17 protein-coding genes are annotated in these 19,176 nt (G+C 60.5%); 4 read left to right on the top strand and 13 right to left on the bottom strand.

What is annotated here, in order from left to right; translation table 11 throughout:
- The coding region (locus tag QD409_RS29695) for a transposase (protein WP_430764420.1) at window positions 1-169 on the top strand (169 nt) is incomplete at its 5' end.
- 160 nt (window positions 170-329) lie between these two features.
- On the opposite strand, the gene QD409_RS29690 is transcribed toward QD409_RS29695, so the two are convergent.
- The 4 genes from QD409_RS29690 to QD409_RS29675 all read right to left on the bottom strand — a co-directional run bounded on the left by QD409_RS29690 (window position 330) and on the right by QD409_RS29675 (window position 5,443).
- Window positions 330-2,384, bottom strand: a complete 2,055-nt coding sequence (locus tag QD409_RS29690) for a bifunctional aldolase/short-chain dehydrogenase (protein ID WP_092855653.1) — start codon at window positions 2,382-2,384, stop codon at window positions 330-332.
- Between the two features lie 57 nt (window positions 2,385-2,441).
- The gene (locus tag QD409_RS29685) at window positions 2,442-3,422 is read right to left on the bottom strand and encodes a sugar-binding transcriptional regulator (protein ID WP_092855650.1); all 981 of its coding nucleotides are present in this window, start codon (window positions 3,420-3,422) and stop codon (window positions 2,442-2,444) included.
- Between the two features lie 310 nt (window positions 3,423-3,732).
- Window positions 3,733-5,016 (bottom strand): epoxide hydrolase family protein, encoded by a 1,284-nt coding sequence (locus QD409_RS29680; protein WP_092855648.1) that lies wholly within the window; start codon window positions 5,014-5,016, stop codon window positions 3,733-3,735.
- Window positions 5,017-5,029: 13 nt separating this feature from the next.
- Window positions 5,030-5,443 (bottom strand): organic hydroperoxide resistance protein, encoded by a 414-nt coding sequence (locus tag QD409_RS29675; protein WP_092855647.1) that lies wholly within the window; start codon window positions 5,441-5,443, stop codon window positions 5,030-5,032.
- Window positions 5,444-5,578: 135 nt separating this feature from the next.
- Between QD409_RS29675 and QD409_RS29670 the strand changes: the two genes are divergently transcribed.
- Window positions 5,579-6,547, top strand: a complete 969-nt coding sequence (locus QD409_RS29670; RefSeq protein ID WP_092855657.1) for a GlxA family transcriptional regulator — start codon at window positions 5,579-5,581, stop codon at window positions 6,545-6,547.
- 111 nt (window positions 6,548-6,658) lie between these two features.
- Here the strand turns inward: QD409_RS29670 and QD409_RS29665 are convergent, their stop codons facing one another.
- The 3 genes from QD409_RS29665 to QD409_RS29655 are packed head-to-tail and all read right to left on the bottom strand — an operon-like array spanning window position 6,659 to window position 9,684.
- Window positions 6,659-6,838 carry an NAD(+)--rifampin ADP-ribosyltransferase gene (locus QD409_RS29665; RefSeq protein WP_425348574.1) on the bottom strand — a complete coding sequence of 60 codons (180 nt, stop codon included), beginning with the start codon at window positions 6,836-6,838 and terminating at the stop codon, window positions 6,659-6,661.
- 54 nt (window positions 6,839-6,892) lie between these two features.
- The gene (locus QD409_RS29660) at window positions 6,893-8,476 is read right to left on the bottom strand and encodes a DHA2 family efflux MFS transporter permease subunit (RefSeq protein ID WP_092855645.1); all 1,584 of its coding nucleotides are present in this window, start codon (window positions 8,474-8,476) and stop codon (window positions 6,893-6,895) included.
- Window positions 8,477-8,502: 26 nt separating this feature from the next.
- A complete protein-coding gene (locus QD409_RS29655; RefSeq protein ID WP_092855644.1) occupies window positions 8,503-9,684 on the bottom strand; it encodes an HlyD family secretion protein in 1,182 nt (393 codons plus the stop codon).
- A gap of 134 nt (window positions 9,685-9,818) precedes the next feature.
- On the opposite strand from QD409_RS29655, the gene QD409_RS29650 reads away from it, so the two are divergent.
- Window positions 9,819-10,466, top strand: coding sequence for a TetR/AcrR family transcriptional regulator (locus QD409_RS29650; RefSeq protein WP_092855642.1), 648 nt, complete (start codon window positions 9,819-9,821; stop codon window positions 10,464-10,466).
- Between the two features lie 86 nt (window positions 10,467-10,552).
- On the opposite strand, the gene QD409_RS29645 is transcribed toward QD409_RS29650, so the two are convergent.
- The 6 genes from QD409_RS29645 to gcl all read right to left on the bottom strand — a co-directional run bounded on the left by QD409_RS29645 (window position 10,553) and on the right by gcl (window position 18,073).
- Entirely contained in the window at window positions 10,553-11,146 is a 594-nt protein-coding gene (locus tag QD409_RS29645) for a hypothetical protein (RefSeq protein WP_245298173.1), read from the bottom strand.
- 55 nt (window positions 11,147-11,201) lie between these two features.
- Window positions 11,202-12,830 carry an MFS transporter gene (locus QD409_RS29640; protein WP_092855636.1) on the bottom strand — a complete coding sequence of 543 codons (1,629 nt, stop codon included), beginning with the start codon at window positions 12,828-12,830 and terminating at the stop codon, window positions 11,202-11,204.
- Between the two features lie 350 nt (window positions 12,831-13,180).
- Window positions 13,181-14,452 (bottom strand): glycerate kinase type-2 family protein, encoded by a 1,272-nt coding sequence (locus QD409_RS29635; RefSeq protein WP_092855634.1) that lies wholly within the window; start codon window positions 14,450-14,452, stop codon window positions 13,181-13,183.
- Between the two features lie 118 nt (window positions 14,453-14,570).
- On the bottom strand, window positions 14,571-15,455 hold the full coding sequence (gene glxR / locus QD409_RS29630; RefSeq protein ID WP_092855632.1) for a 2-hydroxy-3-oxopropionate reductase: 885 nt from the start codon (window positions 15,453-15,455) through the stop codon (window positions 14,571-14,573).
- Window positions 15,456-15,460: 5 nt separating this feature from the next.
- Window positions 15,461-16,276, bottom strand: a complete 816-nt coding sequence (gene hyi, locus QD409_RS29625; RefSeq protein ID WP_430764419.1) for a hydroxypyruvate isomerase — start codon at window positions 16,274-16,276, stop codon at window positions 15,461-15,463.
- Window positions 16,277-16,288: 12 nt separating this feature from the next.
- Window positions 16,289-18,073 (bottom strand): glyoxylate carboligase, encoded by a 1,785-nt coding sequence (gene gcl, locus QD409_RS29620; protein ID WP_430764418.1) that lies wholly within the window; start codon window positions 18,071-18,073, stop codon window positions 16,289-16,291.
- A gap of 264 nt (window positions 18,074-18,337) precedes the next feature.
- Between gcl and bhcR the strand changes: the two genes are divergently transcribed.
- Window positions 18,338-19,165, top strand: coding sequence for an HTH-type transcriptional regulator BhcR (gene bhcR, locus QD409_RS29615; RefSeq protein ID WP_430764417.1), 828 nt, complete (start codon window positions 18,338-18,340; stop codon window positions 19,163-19,165).
- The last annotated feature ends 11 nt before the right edge of the window (window positions 19,166-19,176 follow it).

The following is a 19,176-nucleotide window of genomic DNA, read 5'->3' as shown; positions in this document are numbered from 1 at the left end:
CAACAAATATGCGCGCAAGCGCCGCTACAAGGGTTATCACTTTTGGGCGCGCGGGTACTTCGTATCGACGGCTGGCTATGACGAGCAGGTCGTCAGACGGTATATCCGTAATCAGGAAAAGGCCGACAAAGCTTCCGACTTTGCCGACCTCTTCAATCGTAGCTACTAAGCGCTAACAAAACCGCTTCTAGCGGTTCAAGCGCAGCGTTTCAAACCTCCACCTCTGGTGGAGGTCATGACTTATTGCCTGTTGGCAACTGCATCCTTGGACATGCCGACAAAAATTGCCCCCGGATGGGGGCAATTTCCTTTGCGAGATTGCGCTGGTCTCAGCGAAGGGCGGCCGCGATGTTGCCGCCATCGACGGTCGTTACATCCGCCGTCGTTCTCTCGGCCAGAGCATGGTGAACGAAAGCGCGGGCGACGTCCTCGGCCGTCACCTCAAGGCCAAGAAGGTTCCCACCCATATATTCGGAAATGGACACGCCGCGTGCAGCGGCGCGGTTGGCGATCATCTCGTCATTGAGCAGGCCTGATCGGATACGGTCGGCATTGACGGCGTTGACCCGGATCCTGTCGGCGCCATGCTCCAATGCATATTGGCGGGACAAGAACAGGGTTGCTGCTTTCGCAAGCCCATAGGCGCCGAATTTGGCACCGGGATTGACCGCTTGCTTGGAGGCATTGAAGAGCAGAACGCCGCCGGTTCCCTGTGCTTTCATGATGCGTACCGCATTTTGCGCCACGCTCTGATGGGCGAAGAAGTTCAGCTCGAAGCTTTTACGCAGCAGTGCATCGTCCATGGTCGCGATCGGGCTCTCCCAGGCGGCACCCGCATTCGAGACGACAATATCGACACCGCCGAAGGTGGCAACCGCAGCGTCGAAGGCGGCGCGAACCGAGGCAGGGTCGGTTATGTCGCAAGCAAGGCCGATCGAAGCGTTGCCAACGGATTTGGCAACCGTCCTTGCCTTCTCGCCGTCGAGGTCGAGCACGACGGCATGGGCGCCTTCGGTTGCGAATGCCTTGACGATGGCGGCACCAATGGCACCGGCACCACCCGTGACCATCACGACCTGACCGGTGAAGGGCTTGGGCTTGGCGCCGGCGAGTTTCGCCTGTTCCAACGACCAATATTCGAGCTCGAACAGATCCGGCCGGCTGACCGGCTCGAACCGGCCGATCGATTCCGCGTCCCGCGCAGCCTCGATCCACATCTCCCCGACATCCACGGCAATTGTCGCATCCTTGTAGGTCCGGCCGTGACCATACATGCCGAGGCCAGGCACCAGAGTCAGGCGCGGCATCGGATCGAGCATGATGCGCTCGACGTCATCCCGCGCATCGTTGCTGCGGAAATACTCGGTATAGTCGGCGGCAAAGGCGGCGACGCGCTCGTCGATTATGCCACGATAGCCGGCGAGATTTTCCTTCGTCGGCGCCGGCAGCACCATCGGTCCGGTCTTGATGCGAATGGAAAGATCGGGGGTCGAGACGCCGCGGGCCGCCATGTCGGCAACTTCGGCGGAGTTGACGAAGTCGAGGATAGCCGGCGAGGTGCGGAACACGCTGACCATCCGGTCGAAACGACCTTCGCCCTTGTCGACCGCAACGGCACCGCGCAGCATGGCAGCGATATCGCCGGGGCTTGCGAGATCTGCGGGCAGGGCGGCCGCCGTGAAAGGATGACGGCCATTCCGCTTCACATGGTCCTCCGCCAGTGTCACGTAATGGATCATCCGGTCGTAGGCTTCCTTTGCCGTCTCGCCGAAGGTGAAGATACCGTGCTTGTCCAGAATCAGACCTTCGACCGTCGGATCCCGTTCAAAGACTTTCGCCGCCGCTTTGGCGAGTGCAAATCCCGGCATGATGTAGGGTACGAAGCCCATCTTCTTGCCGAACAGCTCCGTGCACATTTCCCGGCTTTTCGCCTGGTCGGCGATCGCAAGGATCGCCGTCGAATGGGTGTGATCGACGAATTTGTGCGGAAGAAAGGCGTGCAGGAGCGCTTCCACCGAGGGGTTCGGTGCCATCGGATCGATGAGATTGGCGCGCAGCAGCGTCACCATATCCTCGTCCGACAGCTTTGCGAGCTTCCGGCTCTTCAGAAGCGGCCCGATCCGGACGGCGGGCAGGCCTGGCGGCTCGATGACGCCCATATCCCAGCCGCTGCCTTTGACGCAGAGGACGGTGTGGGTATCGCCGACCAGATCCGTCATCTCAGTCTTCACGGAGGTGTTGCCGCCCCCATGCAGCACGAGCCGCGGTTCACCTCCCAAAAGCCGTGTCGTATAGGTGCGCAATGCAAGATCGCGATTGACGCCCTTGGCCTGATAATCGGCCACGACTTTTTCCGCGACATCGTCGCGCCAGAGATTTTCCATTTTAGTTTACCTCCCGGTGAAACGGCCCCTCCCGTATCGGTGGGCCATGTGACAGGCTCAGGTCTTGCCTGAGCTGTTTCTGTCGAGCCCTTCTGTTCTCCAGCGATCCAGGATGCGCCGTGCCATCGATGCGGTAACGATGAGGTGCGAGGCGAAGCCGCCTTTGAGCGCAGCGACCAGGGGTTCGAATTTGCTGTCTTCCTGCACCACGAGCATACGCTTCTTGATTGCGCGGATGGAGCCGAGATCGGCAGACATGCAGCGGCGGTTATGGCCGCAATCCATCCATTGGCCATCGCGGTCGATGAGCTGCCCGGCTATGACTCCAGCCGCACCCTTGCTGCCCATCGCGTGCATTTCTGCCGCTGAAAGCGCTCCACATTTGACGAGGTGGCTATCATCCTCGATGCCGCCCACCGAGTAGAGCGCGAGCTGGCAGTCGGAAATCGTTGCAAGCTGCTCGCGAATGACAGGTTCGGAGCGTAGTTCTTCCGCAAGCCGTTCCGAGGAGAGCACGAGGGGGGCATAGAGATTGATGCCTTCGGCATTGAGCCGCCGGGCGATTTCCGTCGTGCATTGGTCGGGGCGATAGGAGTAGGGCGCGCCAAGATTGCCGCAGAGCTGAACCACGGTAACGCCGCGCAGATCGGCAAATGGCATGACGTCGGCAATGTGATAGACGGTGCGACCCCAGGCGACGCCAATCCGGTCGCCCTTATTGATGAGTTCGAGGAAAACGGAAGCTGCGACAACAGGCATTTCCGCAGCCGGATCCATGGCTTGCCGATCTTCCGGCACGATCCAGACGGACGTCAGGCCTGTCGCGTCCTCCAGCTCCCGGGCGAGGACATCATCCGAGAAGAGTTCGTTGGAGGTGGTAATCGTGACGATCCCCATTTCGCGCGCGCGGCGCAAATACATGGCAATCGATGCGCGCGAGATCTCCAGGCGCTGGGCCACTTCATCCTGGCGCATGCCATGCGTGTAGTAGAGCCAGGCGGCCTTGTGAATAATCTGGTCGTTGGAGCGGATCGGCATGCTGCTCTTTCAAAATGAACACTCTGACATAATTCATCATAGCTGACAAAAGTCAATGTCCTGAATTGATATGGCCTTGGTCAAGGCAATGCAAAAGCAGGCGAAACGATTTGGAGGAATTAAAATAAGAATGGTGGCGCTTCGCTAAATCGGTTCGGGCTGGGGAATCCAGATAGTTGAGACGCCACCGCCGAGTGCTCCCGTCATAAAGCAAATCGGGAGCATGCCGGCGATGGCATTAAGGTTGTGCTGACCGTCAATTCTACGCGATGACCTCAGCCGTTGCCGTGTCTGAGACGATGCAGCTTATTCACCGCAGCGACTGAAAGGTTGCACGCAGTTCTGCGGTCAGGAGCTGCGGCTGTTCCCAGGCGGCAAAGTGGCCGCCTTTCGGCAGGCGATTATAGTGAACGAGGTTCGGATAGGCCTTGCGAGCCCAGCTCTCCGGCGCAGTGTAGATCTCGTCGGGGAAGGCACTGACGCCCATCGGCAACTCGACTCTCTTCGGCTGGAAGAAGGCGAGCTTGCTCTCCCAATAGAGGCGTGCCGAGGAGACCGCGGTATTCGTCAGCCAATAGAGGGTGATGTTATTGAGGATGTCGTCTCGCGTCAGTCCTTCGTAGGCACCATCGAAGACACGCGTGATTAAATCACGGCTGCGATCGTCGTGGTCGAGCATCCAGGCGGCCAGCCCGATGGGCGAATCCGCAAGCGCATAGAGCGTCTGCGGCCGGTTTGCCATTTCCTGGGCGTAGCCAAGCCCATGCTTGTAGAAGAAGGCGAGCTGTTCCCAGGCGTAGCGTTCGTCGGCAGAAAGGCCCGCCGGCATGGGGCCATCGGGCAGAAGCTTGGCGATGTCGTCCGGAATGGTGGCGGGCATGTTGGTATGAACACCGATCAATCCCGCCGGCTTGAGGAGCGCCATCTGTTCGGTGACCGCATTTCCCCAATCGCCGCCCTGGGCGGCGTAGCGGGTATAGCCGAGGCGGCGCATCAGCTCGACCCAGGCCCGCGCGACATGCTGAGGATCCCAGCCGGTTGCGGTCGGCTTGCCGGAGAAGCCGTAGCCGGGAAGCGACGGAATGACGACGTGAAACGCATCCGCCGCGGTGCCGCCATAGGCGGTCGGATTGGTGAGCGGTTCGATGATCTTCAGCTGCTCGATGATCGAGCCCGGCCAGCCGTGAGTGACGATGATCGGAAGCGCGTCGGGGTGCTTCGACTTCACATGAATGAAGTGGATGTCGAGCCCATCGATCTCGGTAATGAAGTTCAGCCGAGCATTGATTGCCTTCTCGGCCTTGCGCCAGTCGTGATGGTTGGCCCAATAGTCGGCGAGCTTCTGCATCGTGGCAAGGTTCACACCTTGCGTCGCGTCGCGAACGGTCTCACGTTCCGGCCACTTGGTTGCGCGAATGCGCGAGCGCAGATCGGAAAGCGATTCCTTTGACGCCTGGAAGATGAAGGGGCGAATTTCCGCACTGCCCGCTACGACGCCCGCCCGCGCGGCGAACGGAACGCTCAAAGCGACTGCGCCGACCAGGGACGACGCGAGAAAGTTGCGGCGATCGATGTTGGTTTCGATGATGGACATTATCTGTCTCCGATCAGGCCAGGGCGACGGCGGCTTCGATCCCGCCGCGTACCATCTTTGAATAAGGGCAGATTGCGTGTGCGCGGTCGATCAGAGCCTGCGCCGCTTGCCGCTCAAGCCCAGGCAGGCTGACGGCGAGCCGGGCGCTGATCGAGAAACCTTCGATCTCGTCGATGTTGAGATCGACTTCGGCATCGACGGCCGTGTCGACCGGCAGTGCGACGCCGGCCTCTCCCGCAGCGCGGGCAAGTGCGCCTTCGAAGCAGGCTGACCATCCGGCGGCGAACAATTGCTCGGGATTGGTGCCCGGGCGCTTGGAGCCTGGCGCGGCGAGGCGGACGTCGATCCGGCCGTCAGCGCTGCGTGCCGCGCCTTCGCGGCCACCGACGGTGTGGACCTGGGCAGTGTAAAGGGTCTTCATTGGCATGACTTTCATCCTTTCTTGAGGGGCGAGCGGTCTCGATTTCGAATGACCTGCACGTCTACGAAAGAGATGTGGGGTTGCAGTGCTGCGGCACAAATGTCATATATACGACGTTTCAAGACATTCACGGTGAGGACGATGCAGACCATTGGTTTCCTGGTCCATCCAAGCTTTCACATGCTCTCTCTGGGCGCCCTATCGGCGTTCGAATTCGCCAACCGCACCTTGCCGGAACCCGCCTATGAGGTGGTGACCGTGTCGATGACGGGTGGGCTCGTTCGGAGTTGCATCGGCGTCGACGTCGATACCGTCGAGCTGCGCGGACAGAGCTTCGATACCCTTATGATTGCCGGAGCCCCGACGATCGTTCCGTTTCCGCCCAGGCTCGTCGAGCATCTGAAAGACGCGACCGCTCGCCACCGCCGCGTTGTTTCGATCTGCACCGGCGCTTTTGTCCTTGCGGAGGCGGGTCTTCTTGATGGAAGGCGAGCGACGACGCATTGGTTCCACGCGCGCGAACTGGCCGACCGCTTCCCGGCGGTCAAGGTCGAGCAGGATCGCATCTTCATCGCCGATGGGCCGATATGGACCTCTGCAGGTGCGAGCGCCGCGATCGATCTGGCGCTTGCGCTCGTGGAGCAGGATCATGGCGTGGAAATTGCGCGGGCGGTCGCGCGCAAGCTGGTCGTCTATCACCGGCGACCCGGAGGACAGTCGCAGTTCTCCGAGCTTCTCGACATCGCGCCGAAGTCCGACCGTATTCAGCGCGCGTTGACCTATGCGCGGCGCAACCTTCAAACGGAACTTTCGGTCACCCAACTGGCCAAGGTGGCAAGCCTCAGCCCCAGGCAGTTCAGCCGGGCATTTCTGGCGGAGACCGGGCAGCCGCCCGCCAAAATCGTTGAGCGCCTGCGCGTCGAGGCGGCGCGACTCCTGATGGAACAGAGCCGCCACCCGATCGACGTCATCGCGCGCCAGACGGGTTTCGCCGATCGTGACCGTATGCGGCGTGCTTTTCTGCGCGCTTTCGGGCAACCGCCACAGGCCATCAGACGCAGTGGACGGAGCGACCCGATCGATATCGCCGAAAGCGCCGTCGAGGCCTAGGCGTCAACCGGGCTCGATCTCGATAGCGACCGGATGTTTCGGCGTATCGGCCATGAGCCTGTTGCCGACGGCGATCAGCGGATCGCTTCGATGCCTTGCGCCTTCCGGCGTTCAAGGTGATCCTTGGTATCTTAGTTGTTGGGGAGAGTGCCTTTGCGGGCCTTTGACCTCACCGGTAACCCGGAGCGGCTCGCGGATGCGGTAGGATTGGGTCGGGTTGCCGGAGAATTTCTTGTCGGTCAGATTTTGGTCACCGACGATCGGGCCGGCCGGTTCGCGATGTCCAACCATATCCGCATGGCGCGAAGAACCAGGTCCTCGCGCCACGCGCATCCTGCGCTTGTCTCAGTGGGCGCCCGCTCCGCCGCCAGGGGCGGGCTTGCGGGCAAGAAGGACGGCGACAGCCGCTATTGCCAGCAAAATGCCGATTACGGCGAAGGTATCGCCGAAGCCCATGATCAGCGCCTGCCGCTTGATGAGACTGCCGAGAGCGACCGTCGCTTTCTGCGTGGCAAGGGCATGATCGGAGACCCCATGCGAGAGGAAATAATTGGTCACCTGCGTCAGCCGCTCTCTTACCTCGTCGCGGGAGAGCGTCACCGACTGGCCGATGATGTTGGAGTGGAACTGTTCGCGCTTGGTGAGCACCGTGCCGAGCGTCGCCGTTCCGACAGCGCCTCCGAGGTTTCTCAGCATGTTGGTCAGGCCGGACGCCGCGGCGGCATCAGCCGCTGCGATGCCGGCGGTGGTAATTGCCGTGATCGGCGTGATGACCATGGCCTGGCCGACGGCACGCACGATATTCGGGATCCAGAATTGGTCGCCGGCGGTATCGGCCGAAAGCGTCACGTTCATGAAGCAGCTTACCGCGAAGATGCCGATGCCGAGAAAGCCGATATAGCGGACGTCAAAGCGCTTCATCATCATCGGAACCAGCGGGATCAGGATGAGCTGCGGCAGACCCGTCCAGGCGAGCACGTTGCCGATCTGCTCGGCATTGTAGCGCTGCACCTGGCCGAGATATTGCGGCAGGATATAGACCGAGCCAAAGAGGGCGAAGCCGACCAGCACATTGACGAGAACGCCGATGCCGAAATTGCGCTGCTTTAACAGCCTCAGCTTCACCAGCGGGTTCTGGACCGTCAGCTCGATCCAGATGAAGGCGCCGAGCGAGACGACGGCGATGGCGCTGAGCTTGAGGATGAAGGGTGAGGAGAACCAGTCGTCCTTGTTGCCTTCCTCAAGCACGGTCTGCAGTGCCGAAAGCCCGATCGCCATCGTGACGATCCCCGCCCAATCGCCCTCTTTCAGAAGGCCGAGCCGCATCGGCGCCTTTTCAAGCGTAAGGGCAAGGGCGATCGCCATGATGGCGCTTGGCAAGGCATTGATGAAGAAGATCGTCTGCCAGCCGTAGTTTTCAGTCAGATAGCCGCCGATGGTGGGGCCGATCGCCGGGGCAACGGTGACCGAGAGAGCGAAGATGGCAAGCCCCGTCGGCTGCTGCGATTTCGGCAGCTTGGTGAGGATCATGGTGAAGGCCATCGGGATGAGCACGCCGCCGGCAAAGCCCTGCAGCCCGCGCAGGACGATCATCGTGCCAAGATCATGCGCGAAGGCACAGGCGATCGAGAACAGCGGAAAAAGGATCGAATTGACGAGGATATAGCGGCGAAACGAGAAGACGCTGCTGAAAAAAGCGGTCAATGGAATGACGACGATCTCGCCGATCAGGTAAGAGGTCGATATCCAGGCGCCGTTGTCGACGCCCGTGCCGATGCCGCCTTCTATGTCGAGGAGAGAGGCGTTGGTGATCTGTATGTTGAGAATTGCCATGAAGGCGCCGATCATGCCGGCAAGCACGGCAATCCATTCTTTGGTGCTGGCCTTCGCACTTTGCTGTGGGACGGCGGCGGCTGTTGTGGTGGACATGGTTCCGTACTCCTCATCCTCGGCATTCACGCGCCGTGGCCCTGATCGGCCGTCTTGATGTCGATGCTCGGTTGCACCGACATGCCGGGGCGTAGGTCGCCGGATGTTGCGCTGTCTGCGTCAAGGACGATCTTGACCGGGATGCGTTGCACCACTTTGGTGAAATTGCCCGTGGCATTGTCCGGCGGCAGCAGCGCAAATTCCTGGCCGCTGGCGGGTGCCAGGCTGTCGACATGGCCGTGATAGGTGCGGCCGGGGAACATATCGACTTCGATGTCGACCGGCTGACCGGCCCGCACGTCGGTCAACTGGGTCTCCTTGTAATTGGCAATGATGTAGGCTGCCGATGTCGGCACCACCGACATCAGCTGCGTGCCGGCCTGGACATATTGGCCGACGCGGAGCGTGCGATTGCCGACGACGCCGTCGAGCGGAGCGGTAATGGCCGTATAGGAGAGATTGAGCTCGGCTTGGCTTTGGACCGCCTGATCATGGGCAATTGTCGCCTTGGCTTGTGCCAGCTGCGCTTTCAACAGATCGACCTGCTTGGTGGTTGCCGCAAGCGACGCGGTGTCGCGATTGATGGCGGCGCGCGCAGCGGCGATCTGAGAAGCGGCCTGCTGTGCGGTTTGCACCGCGGCGTAGCCATTCACCGAAAGGCTCGCATAGCGCTTGTCGTTTTGTTCGGCAAAGGTCTCGTTGGCCCTGTCGACGTCGACCGTCGCCTGGGCGGCCGATATCAGCGATTGCTGCATGTCGAGAGAAGCCTGCTTGGCCTCGACATCGGCTTGAGCGGCGGCAACATCGGCCTTGGCCTGGTCGAGCGCCGTCCTGAAGTCGCGATCGTCAATGCGGGCAAGCACTTGTCCCGCCTTGACGGGCTGATTGTCGCTGACGAGGACATTGGTGACATAGCCGGAGATTTTCGGTGCAATAGCGCTGTTGTCGGCCTGCACATAGGCATCGTCGGTCGATACCTGGAAGCGGCCGATCGTCCAGTAATTATGCCCGTAATAGGCAGCGGCGGCGATGACGACGAGCGCGGTCGCTCCGATCAGGAACGGCTTGCCGCGCTTCGTCGCCGGCTTTTCCTCAGAGGCAATACGCGCCAGTTCCGCCGGCACGCCCGGCTTGCCAGCGTCCATGGACGGTGCCTCTGCGGCAGGCGCCTGCTTGCCGGCATTCAACACATGAACCTTGCTTTCCATTGCTGTTACTCCCGAAGGACCGGCTTCGACGGATGGATAGGCCGCCAAAATTCTCGGCTCGATATTTAGGAAACTTGCTGTTTTCCAAAATATGCGCTATAAAATGGAAGTCAACAGGAATTTGGAAAATTATTATGGTCGAAATTCAATTAATCGAGAAGCGGTCGAGGGGTCGACCCCAGATCCGTTGCGACGACGATACGAAAAGCCTGATCATCGAGGCAGCGGACACCCAGTTTCGGGAAAATGGCTATGCCGCCACAAGCATCAACGCGATCGCACAAACGGCCGGTGTCTCGACGAAGACGCTCTACAGGCTGTTCCCGGCCAAGGCGGATTTGCTGTCGAGCATCATTTCCGATCGCATTAATCGGTTCTTCTTGGCGCTTGACCAGTCGACGCTCGCAACGATGGATTTGCGGGAGGGGCTGGAGCGACTTCTGACGGCCTACGGTATGTTGACGATGTCGGATGATACGGTGGACATGATGCGCCTCATTATCGCGGAATCCGACCGCTTTCCCGAAATCGCCAAGAGCTTCTACGAGACCGCCATCGTCGGCTCGAATGCGGTGATGGAGAAATGGCTGACAACGCAGGTCGAACGCGGGCTGATCAAGCTCGAGGACCCGCATATGGCCTCCGGCATGCTGCGCGGAATGATGATCATGGAACCGCAGCGCGCCGCGATCCTGCGTCAGCAAAAGACGCCTGGTATCGACGAGATTGCCCAGCGCGCCCGGATCTGTGCCGATATCTTCCTGAAAGGATGCCAAATCTGACCGATTGCATTTCGGTTGATCTCGAAGAGATGGGGCGCTGTTGTCACGTTGTCAGCGAATGAAAGAGTGAGGAGTGCAGCTGCGCCTCAGTCGTCTTGCGGCGCAGTTCTTGGGCACAAAGCCCGAAAGATCCCCATATTTGTCGAATAGCCGGACGCGGAGGAACCATCAGCGGCCTCATTCGTCTTCAAGTCCACCAGCCGATATTTGGCCATGCTGCCGGCCGCTGGATTACGACCCTGGAACTGATGCCGGTCGCCAACGAAATCTGTAAAAACTCCGGTTTTGCAATCGGCTTGGATGAGGTCATTCAACGGCGTCGCCAACTCCTGCTTGATACAATCCGGCGTGACTTTCTGAACATACTCACGGCAGAAGGCGACTGCGTTTTCCCGTGTGTGCTTGGTCCGGATTTCCGCATGCGATGTATCGAGACCGGACATGTTGACGATTGTCACTTCCATCCCGGCGCGAGAGCCATAATAGATGGTGCCAGATGCAAACGCCGTGGTGCAAGATACTGTCGTTGCCAAAAATGCAAGAAAAAGAGTTTTCATCATCGCCCCCGCTTCACGCATGAGTAAACAGCCAAGGCGGAAAAAAGTCGAGCCGTCGGCCATCATCGCAATCGGCGGCCTGCCACGCAATTTTTGTGCGAGACATTCGGGCGTGATGATCATAATCAGACGGCTGAAGAGACAGAGCTGAAGCGGGAAGCCTGCTCGCTCAGCTCTATCATGTCGCGTCGAGATAGGGCTTCAGAGGCATGTCGTCATGCCGCGGTACCGTTTGTCGTTCGATCATATGATGGATGATTGGCGGTTGATCGCCTCGGTGCAGCGCATCAAGGCGCTCGGAAACCTCGACGTCGGCATGCGTCTGGCGCTGGCTGTGGCGGACATAATCGATCCAGGTCGGCAGATGGTAGCTTTCCGTCCAGGTGTTCGGCTTTTCGAGATCGCGCAGCAGCGACCATTGCTTTGCGCCATCCCGGATTCTCATCCTGCGGCGCTGCGCCATGACGGCCAGGAATTCAGCTACGTCTTCCTGATCGATGCTGTAATCCACCATGACCAGGATCGGGCCGCTTCGGGAACGCAGGTCGAGCTGCAGTTGCGGTTCGCTGAACGTGTTCGTCGGATCGAGATTGAGGGATTCAAAATCCGGTTGCCGCAACAGAAGACCGAGCAGACCGCCTATCGCGAGCGTGGCGCTTGCAATGAGAAGGGCGCCGGTTACGCCATGACTGTCGGCCAGTTCGCCCCAGAGCCAGCTTCCTGCCGCCATGCCGCCGAAGGTGGCGGTCTGGTAGAGCGAAAGAGCACGGCCAACGACCCAGCGCGGCGTGGAAAGCTGAACCGTGACGTTGAACAGCGAGAAGGCCTGTACCCATGCCACGCCTGCAGGCATCAACAACAGACAGCTGAGCCACAGTTGATTGCTCAGCGCCAGGCAGAAGCTGCTGGTCGCCAGCGTGAAGAATGCGCCGCGGATCACCCACTCATTGCTCAGGAGATCGCGAATGCGGCCGATCAGCAGCGCGCCGCAAATCGCGCCGAAGCCGAAGAAGCCGAGCATGATGCCGTAAGTAATGGCGGTGCCATGCACATGGTCGCGCGCAACCAGCGGCAGCAGCGCCAGGATGACGATCGCCGTCAGGCCGAAGACAAAGCCGCGGCACATAACCTTGAGCAGGTTCGGCGACATCAGGACGTAGCGGAATCCAGCCGACATTGCGCTGCCGAAGGGCTCGCGCGGCAACATGTTGCGGGCGGGGGCCTTCTTCCAGCGCCACAAGGCGAAAATCAGGGCGAAATAACAGAAGACGTTGAAGAGAAAGGCGAAAGCAGCACCTGCGGCTGCGACGATGAGGCCGCCGATCGCAGGGCCGATGCTACGCATCAGATTGTAGCTCATGCTATTGAGCGCGACGGCACCCGGCAGATGGTCACGCGGAACGACATCGCCCATCGAGGCCTGCCATGACGGATTGTGCAGGGCACCTCCACAGCCGATCAGGAAGGTGAGGCTCAGCAGCAGCCACGGCGTCAAGGCATTGCTGTAGGACAGCACGGCGAGCGTTGCGGACACGCACAGCATCAGCATCTGCGCAATCAGCATGATCCGTCTTCGCTCGTAGTTATCGGCAAGCGCGCCGGCCGCAAGCGAGAAAATCATGACGGGCAAGGTAGTGGAGGATTGGACCAGTGCCACCATGCCGTGGGATGTGGCAAGGCTGGTCATGAGCCAGGCGGCACCCACGCCTTCAACCAATCCGCCGAGATTTGAGATGAGCGTTGCCGACCAGAGCGAGCGGAATGTCTTGGACTGAAACGCGACGAGCGGAGAGGTTCTTTTGGGCATGTCGGCTTTTCTTCGCAGGATTGTCTTGCTCGACGGGCGCAGCGAACTCGCTCGAAGCGTACGCACAGTCGAGTCGATATTAAGCCTATAGTGATTTGCTAATTTCTGAAACGATTTTGGAATAATATTCTCGCCAATGACAGCGAAATCATCCGTTCCATCCCGAAACCATCGTTTGGGGCGGTCTTGTCATCAACGACCGTTTCCGACCTAGCGCAAGAGCGGCCGACACATCGGGAAAGCAGCTGGGTTCACGGCGGCAATTGCCGGGACGCATTGCCTGCCGCCAATGATCCTGCCCGCGGATAGCGAGCGCGGAAAACCCCTCGGAGCGTGCTTGCGGCAGTTCGTCAGCCGTTCAAAAGAATCGCGCGGAAGTCGTTGACGTTCGTGCCGGTCGGACCGCTCACGAAGAGGTCGTCGAGAGCGGCGAAGGCCGACCAGCTGTCGTTGCGGCCAAGGAATTCGGCGGCATCCTTCTCCTGATCGGCAAGGCGTGAAACGGTGGTGCCGTCGGCAAAGGCGCCGGCATTGTCTTCCGAACCGTCGATACCGTCCGTGTCGGCGGCGAGCGCGGAAATGCCCTTCCGGCCGGAAATAGCGCAGGCGAAGGAAAGCAGGAACTCGCTGTTGCGGCCGCCTTTGCCCTTGCCCTTGATTGTCACGGTCGTCTCGCCGCCGGAGAGCACGACGATGGGATCTTGAGACGATAGGCTTCGGCGCGCGATTTCGGACGTGATCGCAGCATGTTGCCGGCCGACCTCCGACGCTTCGCCTTCGATGGCATCGGAGAGCACGATCGCCTCGACGCCCGCTTTGCGTGCGACATCGGCCGCAGCCTCCAGTGCCATGGCTGCCGAAGCGACGAGTTTGACGTCGTTGCGGGCGAAGCGCGGATCTGATGGCAGCGGCGGCTCGTCCTTGCCGTCCTTGAGATGGTGCGTGACAGCTTCCGGCAGATCAAGGTGATAGCGATTGATGATCTCAAGCGCATCTGTGCGCGTGGTCGCGTCGGCAATCGTCGGGCCGGAGGCGACGAGGGCGGGATTATCGCCTGGAATATCCGAAACGACGAGTGAGACGACGCGGGCCGGATAGGCAAGGGCGGCCAGCCGGCCTCCCTTGATACGCGAGACCTGCTTGCGCACGGCATTCATCGCGCTGATCGGCGCACCGGAGGCAAGCAGCGCCCGATTGACGGCGATCTCGTCAGCAAGCGTGAGATCGCCGGCAGGGGCCGGCAGCAATGCCGAGCCGCCGCCGCAGACAAGGGCGACAACGAGATCGTCTTCGGTGAGATCGCTCATCGCGGCCATCAGCCGCTCCGCTGCGAGCAGACCGCTTTCATCCGGCACTGGATGAGCGGCTTCGAGGACCTCTATCCGCTCACAGGGTACGGCATAGCCGTAACGCGTGACGACGATGCCGGAAAGTGGCGCATCCCACAGGCGCTCGAAGGCGCGCGCCATCTGCGCCACCCCCTTGCCGGCGCCGACCACCACCGTGCGGCCTTTCGGCTTTTCCGGCAGATGGGCGGCGAGCGCTTTGTCTGGATCGGCAGCGGCGACCGCCGCATAGAACAGCGTCTCCAGAAAGGCGCGGGGATCGGCAATGCTCGGCATCGGGTTTCTCACATGTTAGAGCGTGTCCGCTTTTCTTCCGAAGCGCGAAAACGCTCTACTTTCTGTTTCTGTACGCATTCCGGAAGGAAAACCGCTACGCACTTCTCCTGGAAATGCTCTAGGCGACAGGATGGTTCGCCATGCGCTCCAACGCTTTGACGAGGCCGGAGTGGTCGAGACCGCTGTCACCGTTGGCGGCGCATTGATTGAAGAGCTCCTGCGTCGAGGCGGTGTTGGGCAGCGAGACGCCAAGCGCCTTGGCCCCCTGCAGTGCAAGATTCAAATCCTTCTGATGCAGCGATATGCGGAAGCCGGGCTCAAAGGTGCGCTTGATCATGCGTTCGCCATGCACTTCGAGGATGCGCGAGGAGGCAAAGCCGCCCATCAGAGCCGCGCGCACGCGTGCGGGATCGGCTCCTGCCTTGGACGCGAAGACGAGAGCTTCCGACACTGCCTCGATCGTCAGCGCGACAATGATCTGGTTGGCAACCTTGGTGACCTGGCCGTCGCCGCAATCGCCGACGAGCGTGATGTTCTTTCCCATCAGCTGAAGTAGCGGCAGCGCCCGTTCGAAGCTTGCTTCAGAGCCGCCGGCCATGATCGAGAGTGAGGCGTTCTTGGCGCCGACCTCACCACCGGAGACAGGCGCGTCGATATATTCGGCGCCGGTTTCGCGAACCTTCCTGGCGAATTCCTTGGTCTCGATCGGCGAAATCGAGCTCATGTCGATGACGAGTTTGCCTTTCGAAAGACCATAGGCAACGCCATTCTCGCCGAAGAGGACATCCTTGACCTCAGGCGTATCGGGCAGCATGAGGATGATCGTGTCAACGGTTTCGGCGAGTGCTTTCGGCGTCTCGACGATTTTCAGGCCATGGTCGAGCAACTCCTGGCGCGGCGAAATGGCAAACTTGGACGTGATGACGGTATGGCCGGCGTCCTGCAGGTGGCGTGCCATGGGGGTGCCCATGATGCCGAGGCCGATAAATCCGATATGTGCCATGGTTCTTAGCTCCTGATATTGAGAATGGTTGCGCTTTCAGCCTGGCGGCGGGCGGTCGCAAACCAGCCGAGCCCTGCTTCGGTCGTGGTACGCGGCTTGTATTCGCAGCCGATCCAACCGTCGTAGCCGAGCGCATCGAGCGCATTGAAAACGAAGGGATAAGCGATCTCGCCGGTGCCCGGTTCGTTGCGTCCCGGATTGTCGGCAAGCTGCACATGGGCGATCCCGGCCTGATGCTTCTTGAACGTGCCGATCAGTTCGCCCTCGGTGCGTTGCTGATGGTAGAGATCGTATTGAACGAACAGGTTGTCGCTGCCGACCTCGGCGATGATCGAGGCCGCCTGATCGAGCGTGTTGAGGTAGAAGCCCGGAATATCGAAGCGATTGATCGGCTCGATCAACAGGCGAATTCCGCGCTTGCCCAATTCGGCCGCGGCATATTTGAGATTTGCGACGAAGGTCGTCCGCAGCACCTCATCCGATAGGCCAGCCGGTGCGATGCCGGAAAGGCAGTTGACCTGCTTGCAGCCGAGCGCCAATGCATACTCGATTGCAGAGGCGACGCCGCGGCGGAATTCGTCGATGCGATCGGGTAGGATCGCGATCCCACGCTCGCCGCCCGCCCAGTTGCCCGCGGGAAGATTGTGAAGCACCTGGGTCAGGCCATGACCATCGAGCTCGGCGCGAAGTGCCTCCTTATCGAAGTCATAGGGGAAGAGATACTCGACGCCTTCGAAACCGGCCTTGGCGGCGAGTGCGAAGCGCTCAAGAAAGGGCGCCTCGTTAAAAAGCATGGTCAGATTGGCCGCAAACTTCGGCATTTGATCTCTCCTTCAGTCCAGCAGAGCAAGGGTCGCGGTCGGGGCGTCCTCGCCGCGTTCGGCAAGTTCTTCGAACTCGACCACGGCATTGATGTCGGCGCCCATGGCGATGTTGGTGACGCGCTCCAGAATGAATTCGATGACGACTGGAACCCGGTGTTCCGCCATGAGCTTCTTTGCGGTGGTGAACGCTTCCTGGAACTCGTTCGGGCTACGGACGCGGATAGCCTTGCAGCCCAGCCCTTCGGCGACGGCAACATGATCTACGCCGTAACCGGGCTCCGCATCGCCTGAAGCGTTGATATTGTCGAAGGCGAGGCTCACCTCGAAATCCATGTTGAAGCCGCGCTGGGCCTGGCGGATGAGGCCGAGATAGGAATTGTTCACGACCACATGCAGATAGGGCAGCTTGTGTTGCGCACCGACGGCCAACTCCTCGATGAGGAACTGGAAATCGTAGTCACCGGATAGCGCGACGATCGGCCGGTCCGGATCTGCGGCGCGCACGCCGAGCGCAGCGGGCAGCGTCCAGCCGAGCGGGCCTGCCTGGCCGCAATTGATCCAATTGCGCGGCCTGTAGACATGCAGGAATTGCGCGCCGGCGATCTGGCTGAGGCCGATGGTCGAGACATAGCAGGTGTCGCGGTCGAAAGCCTTGTTCATCTCCTCATAGACTCGCTGTGGCTTCAGCGGCGTCTGGTCGAAATGCGTCTTGCGCAGCATGGTGCGCTTGCGGTTGCGGCATTCCTCCGCCCAGGCGGACCAGTCACGCAGCTTGCCTGCCGTCTTCCATTCGGTTGCGACGTCGAGGAATAGTTTCAATGCAGCGCCGGCATCCGAAACGATGCCGAAATCGGGTGCAAAAACACGACCGATCTGGGTCGGCTCGATATCGACATGCACGAAAGTCCGGCCCTCGGTATAGGTCGAGACATTTCCGGTATGACGGTTTGCCCAGCGATTGCCGATGCCGAAGACGAAATCGGAGGCCAGCAGCGTGGCATTGCCGTAACGGTGCGATGTCTGCAGCCCGCACATGCCTGCCATCAACGGATGGTCGTCCGGGATCGCGCCCCAGCCCATCAGCGTCGGAATGACCGGAACACCGGTGATTTCGGCAAGTTCGACGAGCAGGTCCGAAGCATCGGCATTGATGATGCCACCGCCGGCGACGAGCAGCGGTCGCTCGGCCGCGTTCAGCATGGCGATCGCCTTTTCGGCCTGTGCCCGTGTCGCCGAGGGCTTGTAAGGTTCCAGCGGAGAATAGGTGTCGATGTCGAATTCGATTTCGGCGAGCTGGACGTCAACAGGCAGATCGATCAGGACCGGGCCGGGGCGGCCGGAGCGCATCGTATGGAATGCCTTCTGGAAGACAAAGGGAACGAGCGCCGGCTCCATGACGGTAACGGCCCATTTGGTGACGGGGGCTGCGATCTTGGCGATATCGACAGCCTGGAAATCCTCCTTGTCGAGGCGGGCGCGGGGCGCCTGGCCGGTAATGCAAAGGATCGGGATCGAATCGGCAGAGGCCGAATAGAGGCCGGTAATCATGTCCGTGCCGGCTGGCCCCGAGGTTCCGATGCACACACCGATATTGCCGGCGCGAGCACGGGTGTAACCCTCGGCCATATGACTTGCGCCCTCGACATGGCGGGCAAGCACATGGCGGATCGAACCGCGCATCTTCATTGCCGAATACAAGGGGTTGATCGCAGCACCCGGAACGCCGAAGGCGCAATTGATGCCCTCCTTCTCCAGAACCAGCACTGCGGCATCCATTGCACGCATCTTTGCCATGGGAATTCCTCCGTTTTCTGGATTGAGGGTACCGCATGGCTGATCGAATGCAATATAAAAATGGAAATCTATCTCATCATATGGAAATAAACATTTTCAACAAATCTGGAACAATCGATGGGAAGCGGATATGTCATGAAGCCCAGGTATGTCGTGCCAAAATGCACAGCGGTTTTGCGATAACGACATGTAAATGAAGGAAGACCGAAGCGTAGGGAGCGAATCCGAAAGATCGCGACACGCTTTGGACAAGAAGTGAGCGGCATGGCGGAAAATCGGGAAAAGACGAGGGGCAGGCCGGGCCGGAAACCGGCCGAGAATGCGGCGGCTTCGTCCGTCCAGGTCCTTGACCGCAGCTTGAAGCTCCTTGGCCTGGTGGCCGAGGCTGACGGCGCGGTATTGACGGATCTTGCCGACCGCTCAGGCATGGCGCCTTCCACCGTACATCGGCTGCTGACGTCTCTCGCCCAGCACGGCATGGTGACCCATGACGGCGAGACGGGCGCCTGGACGATCGGGGTGAAAGCCTTCGAGATCGGAACGGCCTATCTGCGCTTCCGCAAGCTCGGCACCATCAGCAGGCCCTTCCTGAAGCAATTGATGGAAGAATCCGGCGAGACCGCCAATATCGCCATCGAGGAGGATGGTGACGTCGTTTTCATTTCACAGGCGGAAAGCCACGCGCCGATGCGTGCCTTCTTCAGGCCTGGGCGGCGTGGGCCGATCCATGCCTCTGGCATTGGCAAGGCGATCATTTCGACCTGGCCGGATAGCCGGATCGAAGCCGTGCTCGGCGGTCGCTCGCTCCAGCATTTCACCGACAAGACCCGCGATACGCTTCCCACTCTGCTAAAAGACGTTGCCGAGATCCGGTCGCGCGGCTGGTCGATCGATGACGAGGAGCATACGCTCGGCATGCGGTGCGTGGCTGCGCCGATCTTCGATGAATATGGCGATGCCATTGCCGGCATTTCCGTCTCGGGGCCGGCCGTACGGCTACCGGACGCAAGGGTCGACGCGCTCGGTCCGGTCGTGCGGGCAGCCGCCGAGGAACTGACGAAGGCAATGGGCGGCAGGCTGAGGCGCGGTTGAATTCGCCTTGC

The organism is Rhizobium sp. BR 315 (genome assembly GCF_050577975.1).
Classification (GTDB): Bacteria; Pseudomonadota; Alphaproteobacteria; order Rhizobiales; family Rhizobiaceae; genus Rhizobium; species Rhizobium miluonense.
The sequence above is the reverse complement of the archived record's forward strand: the minus strand, read 5'-3'. Positions and strand labels throughout refer to the sequence as shown.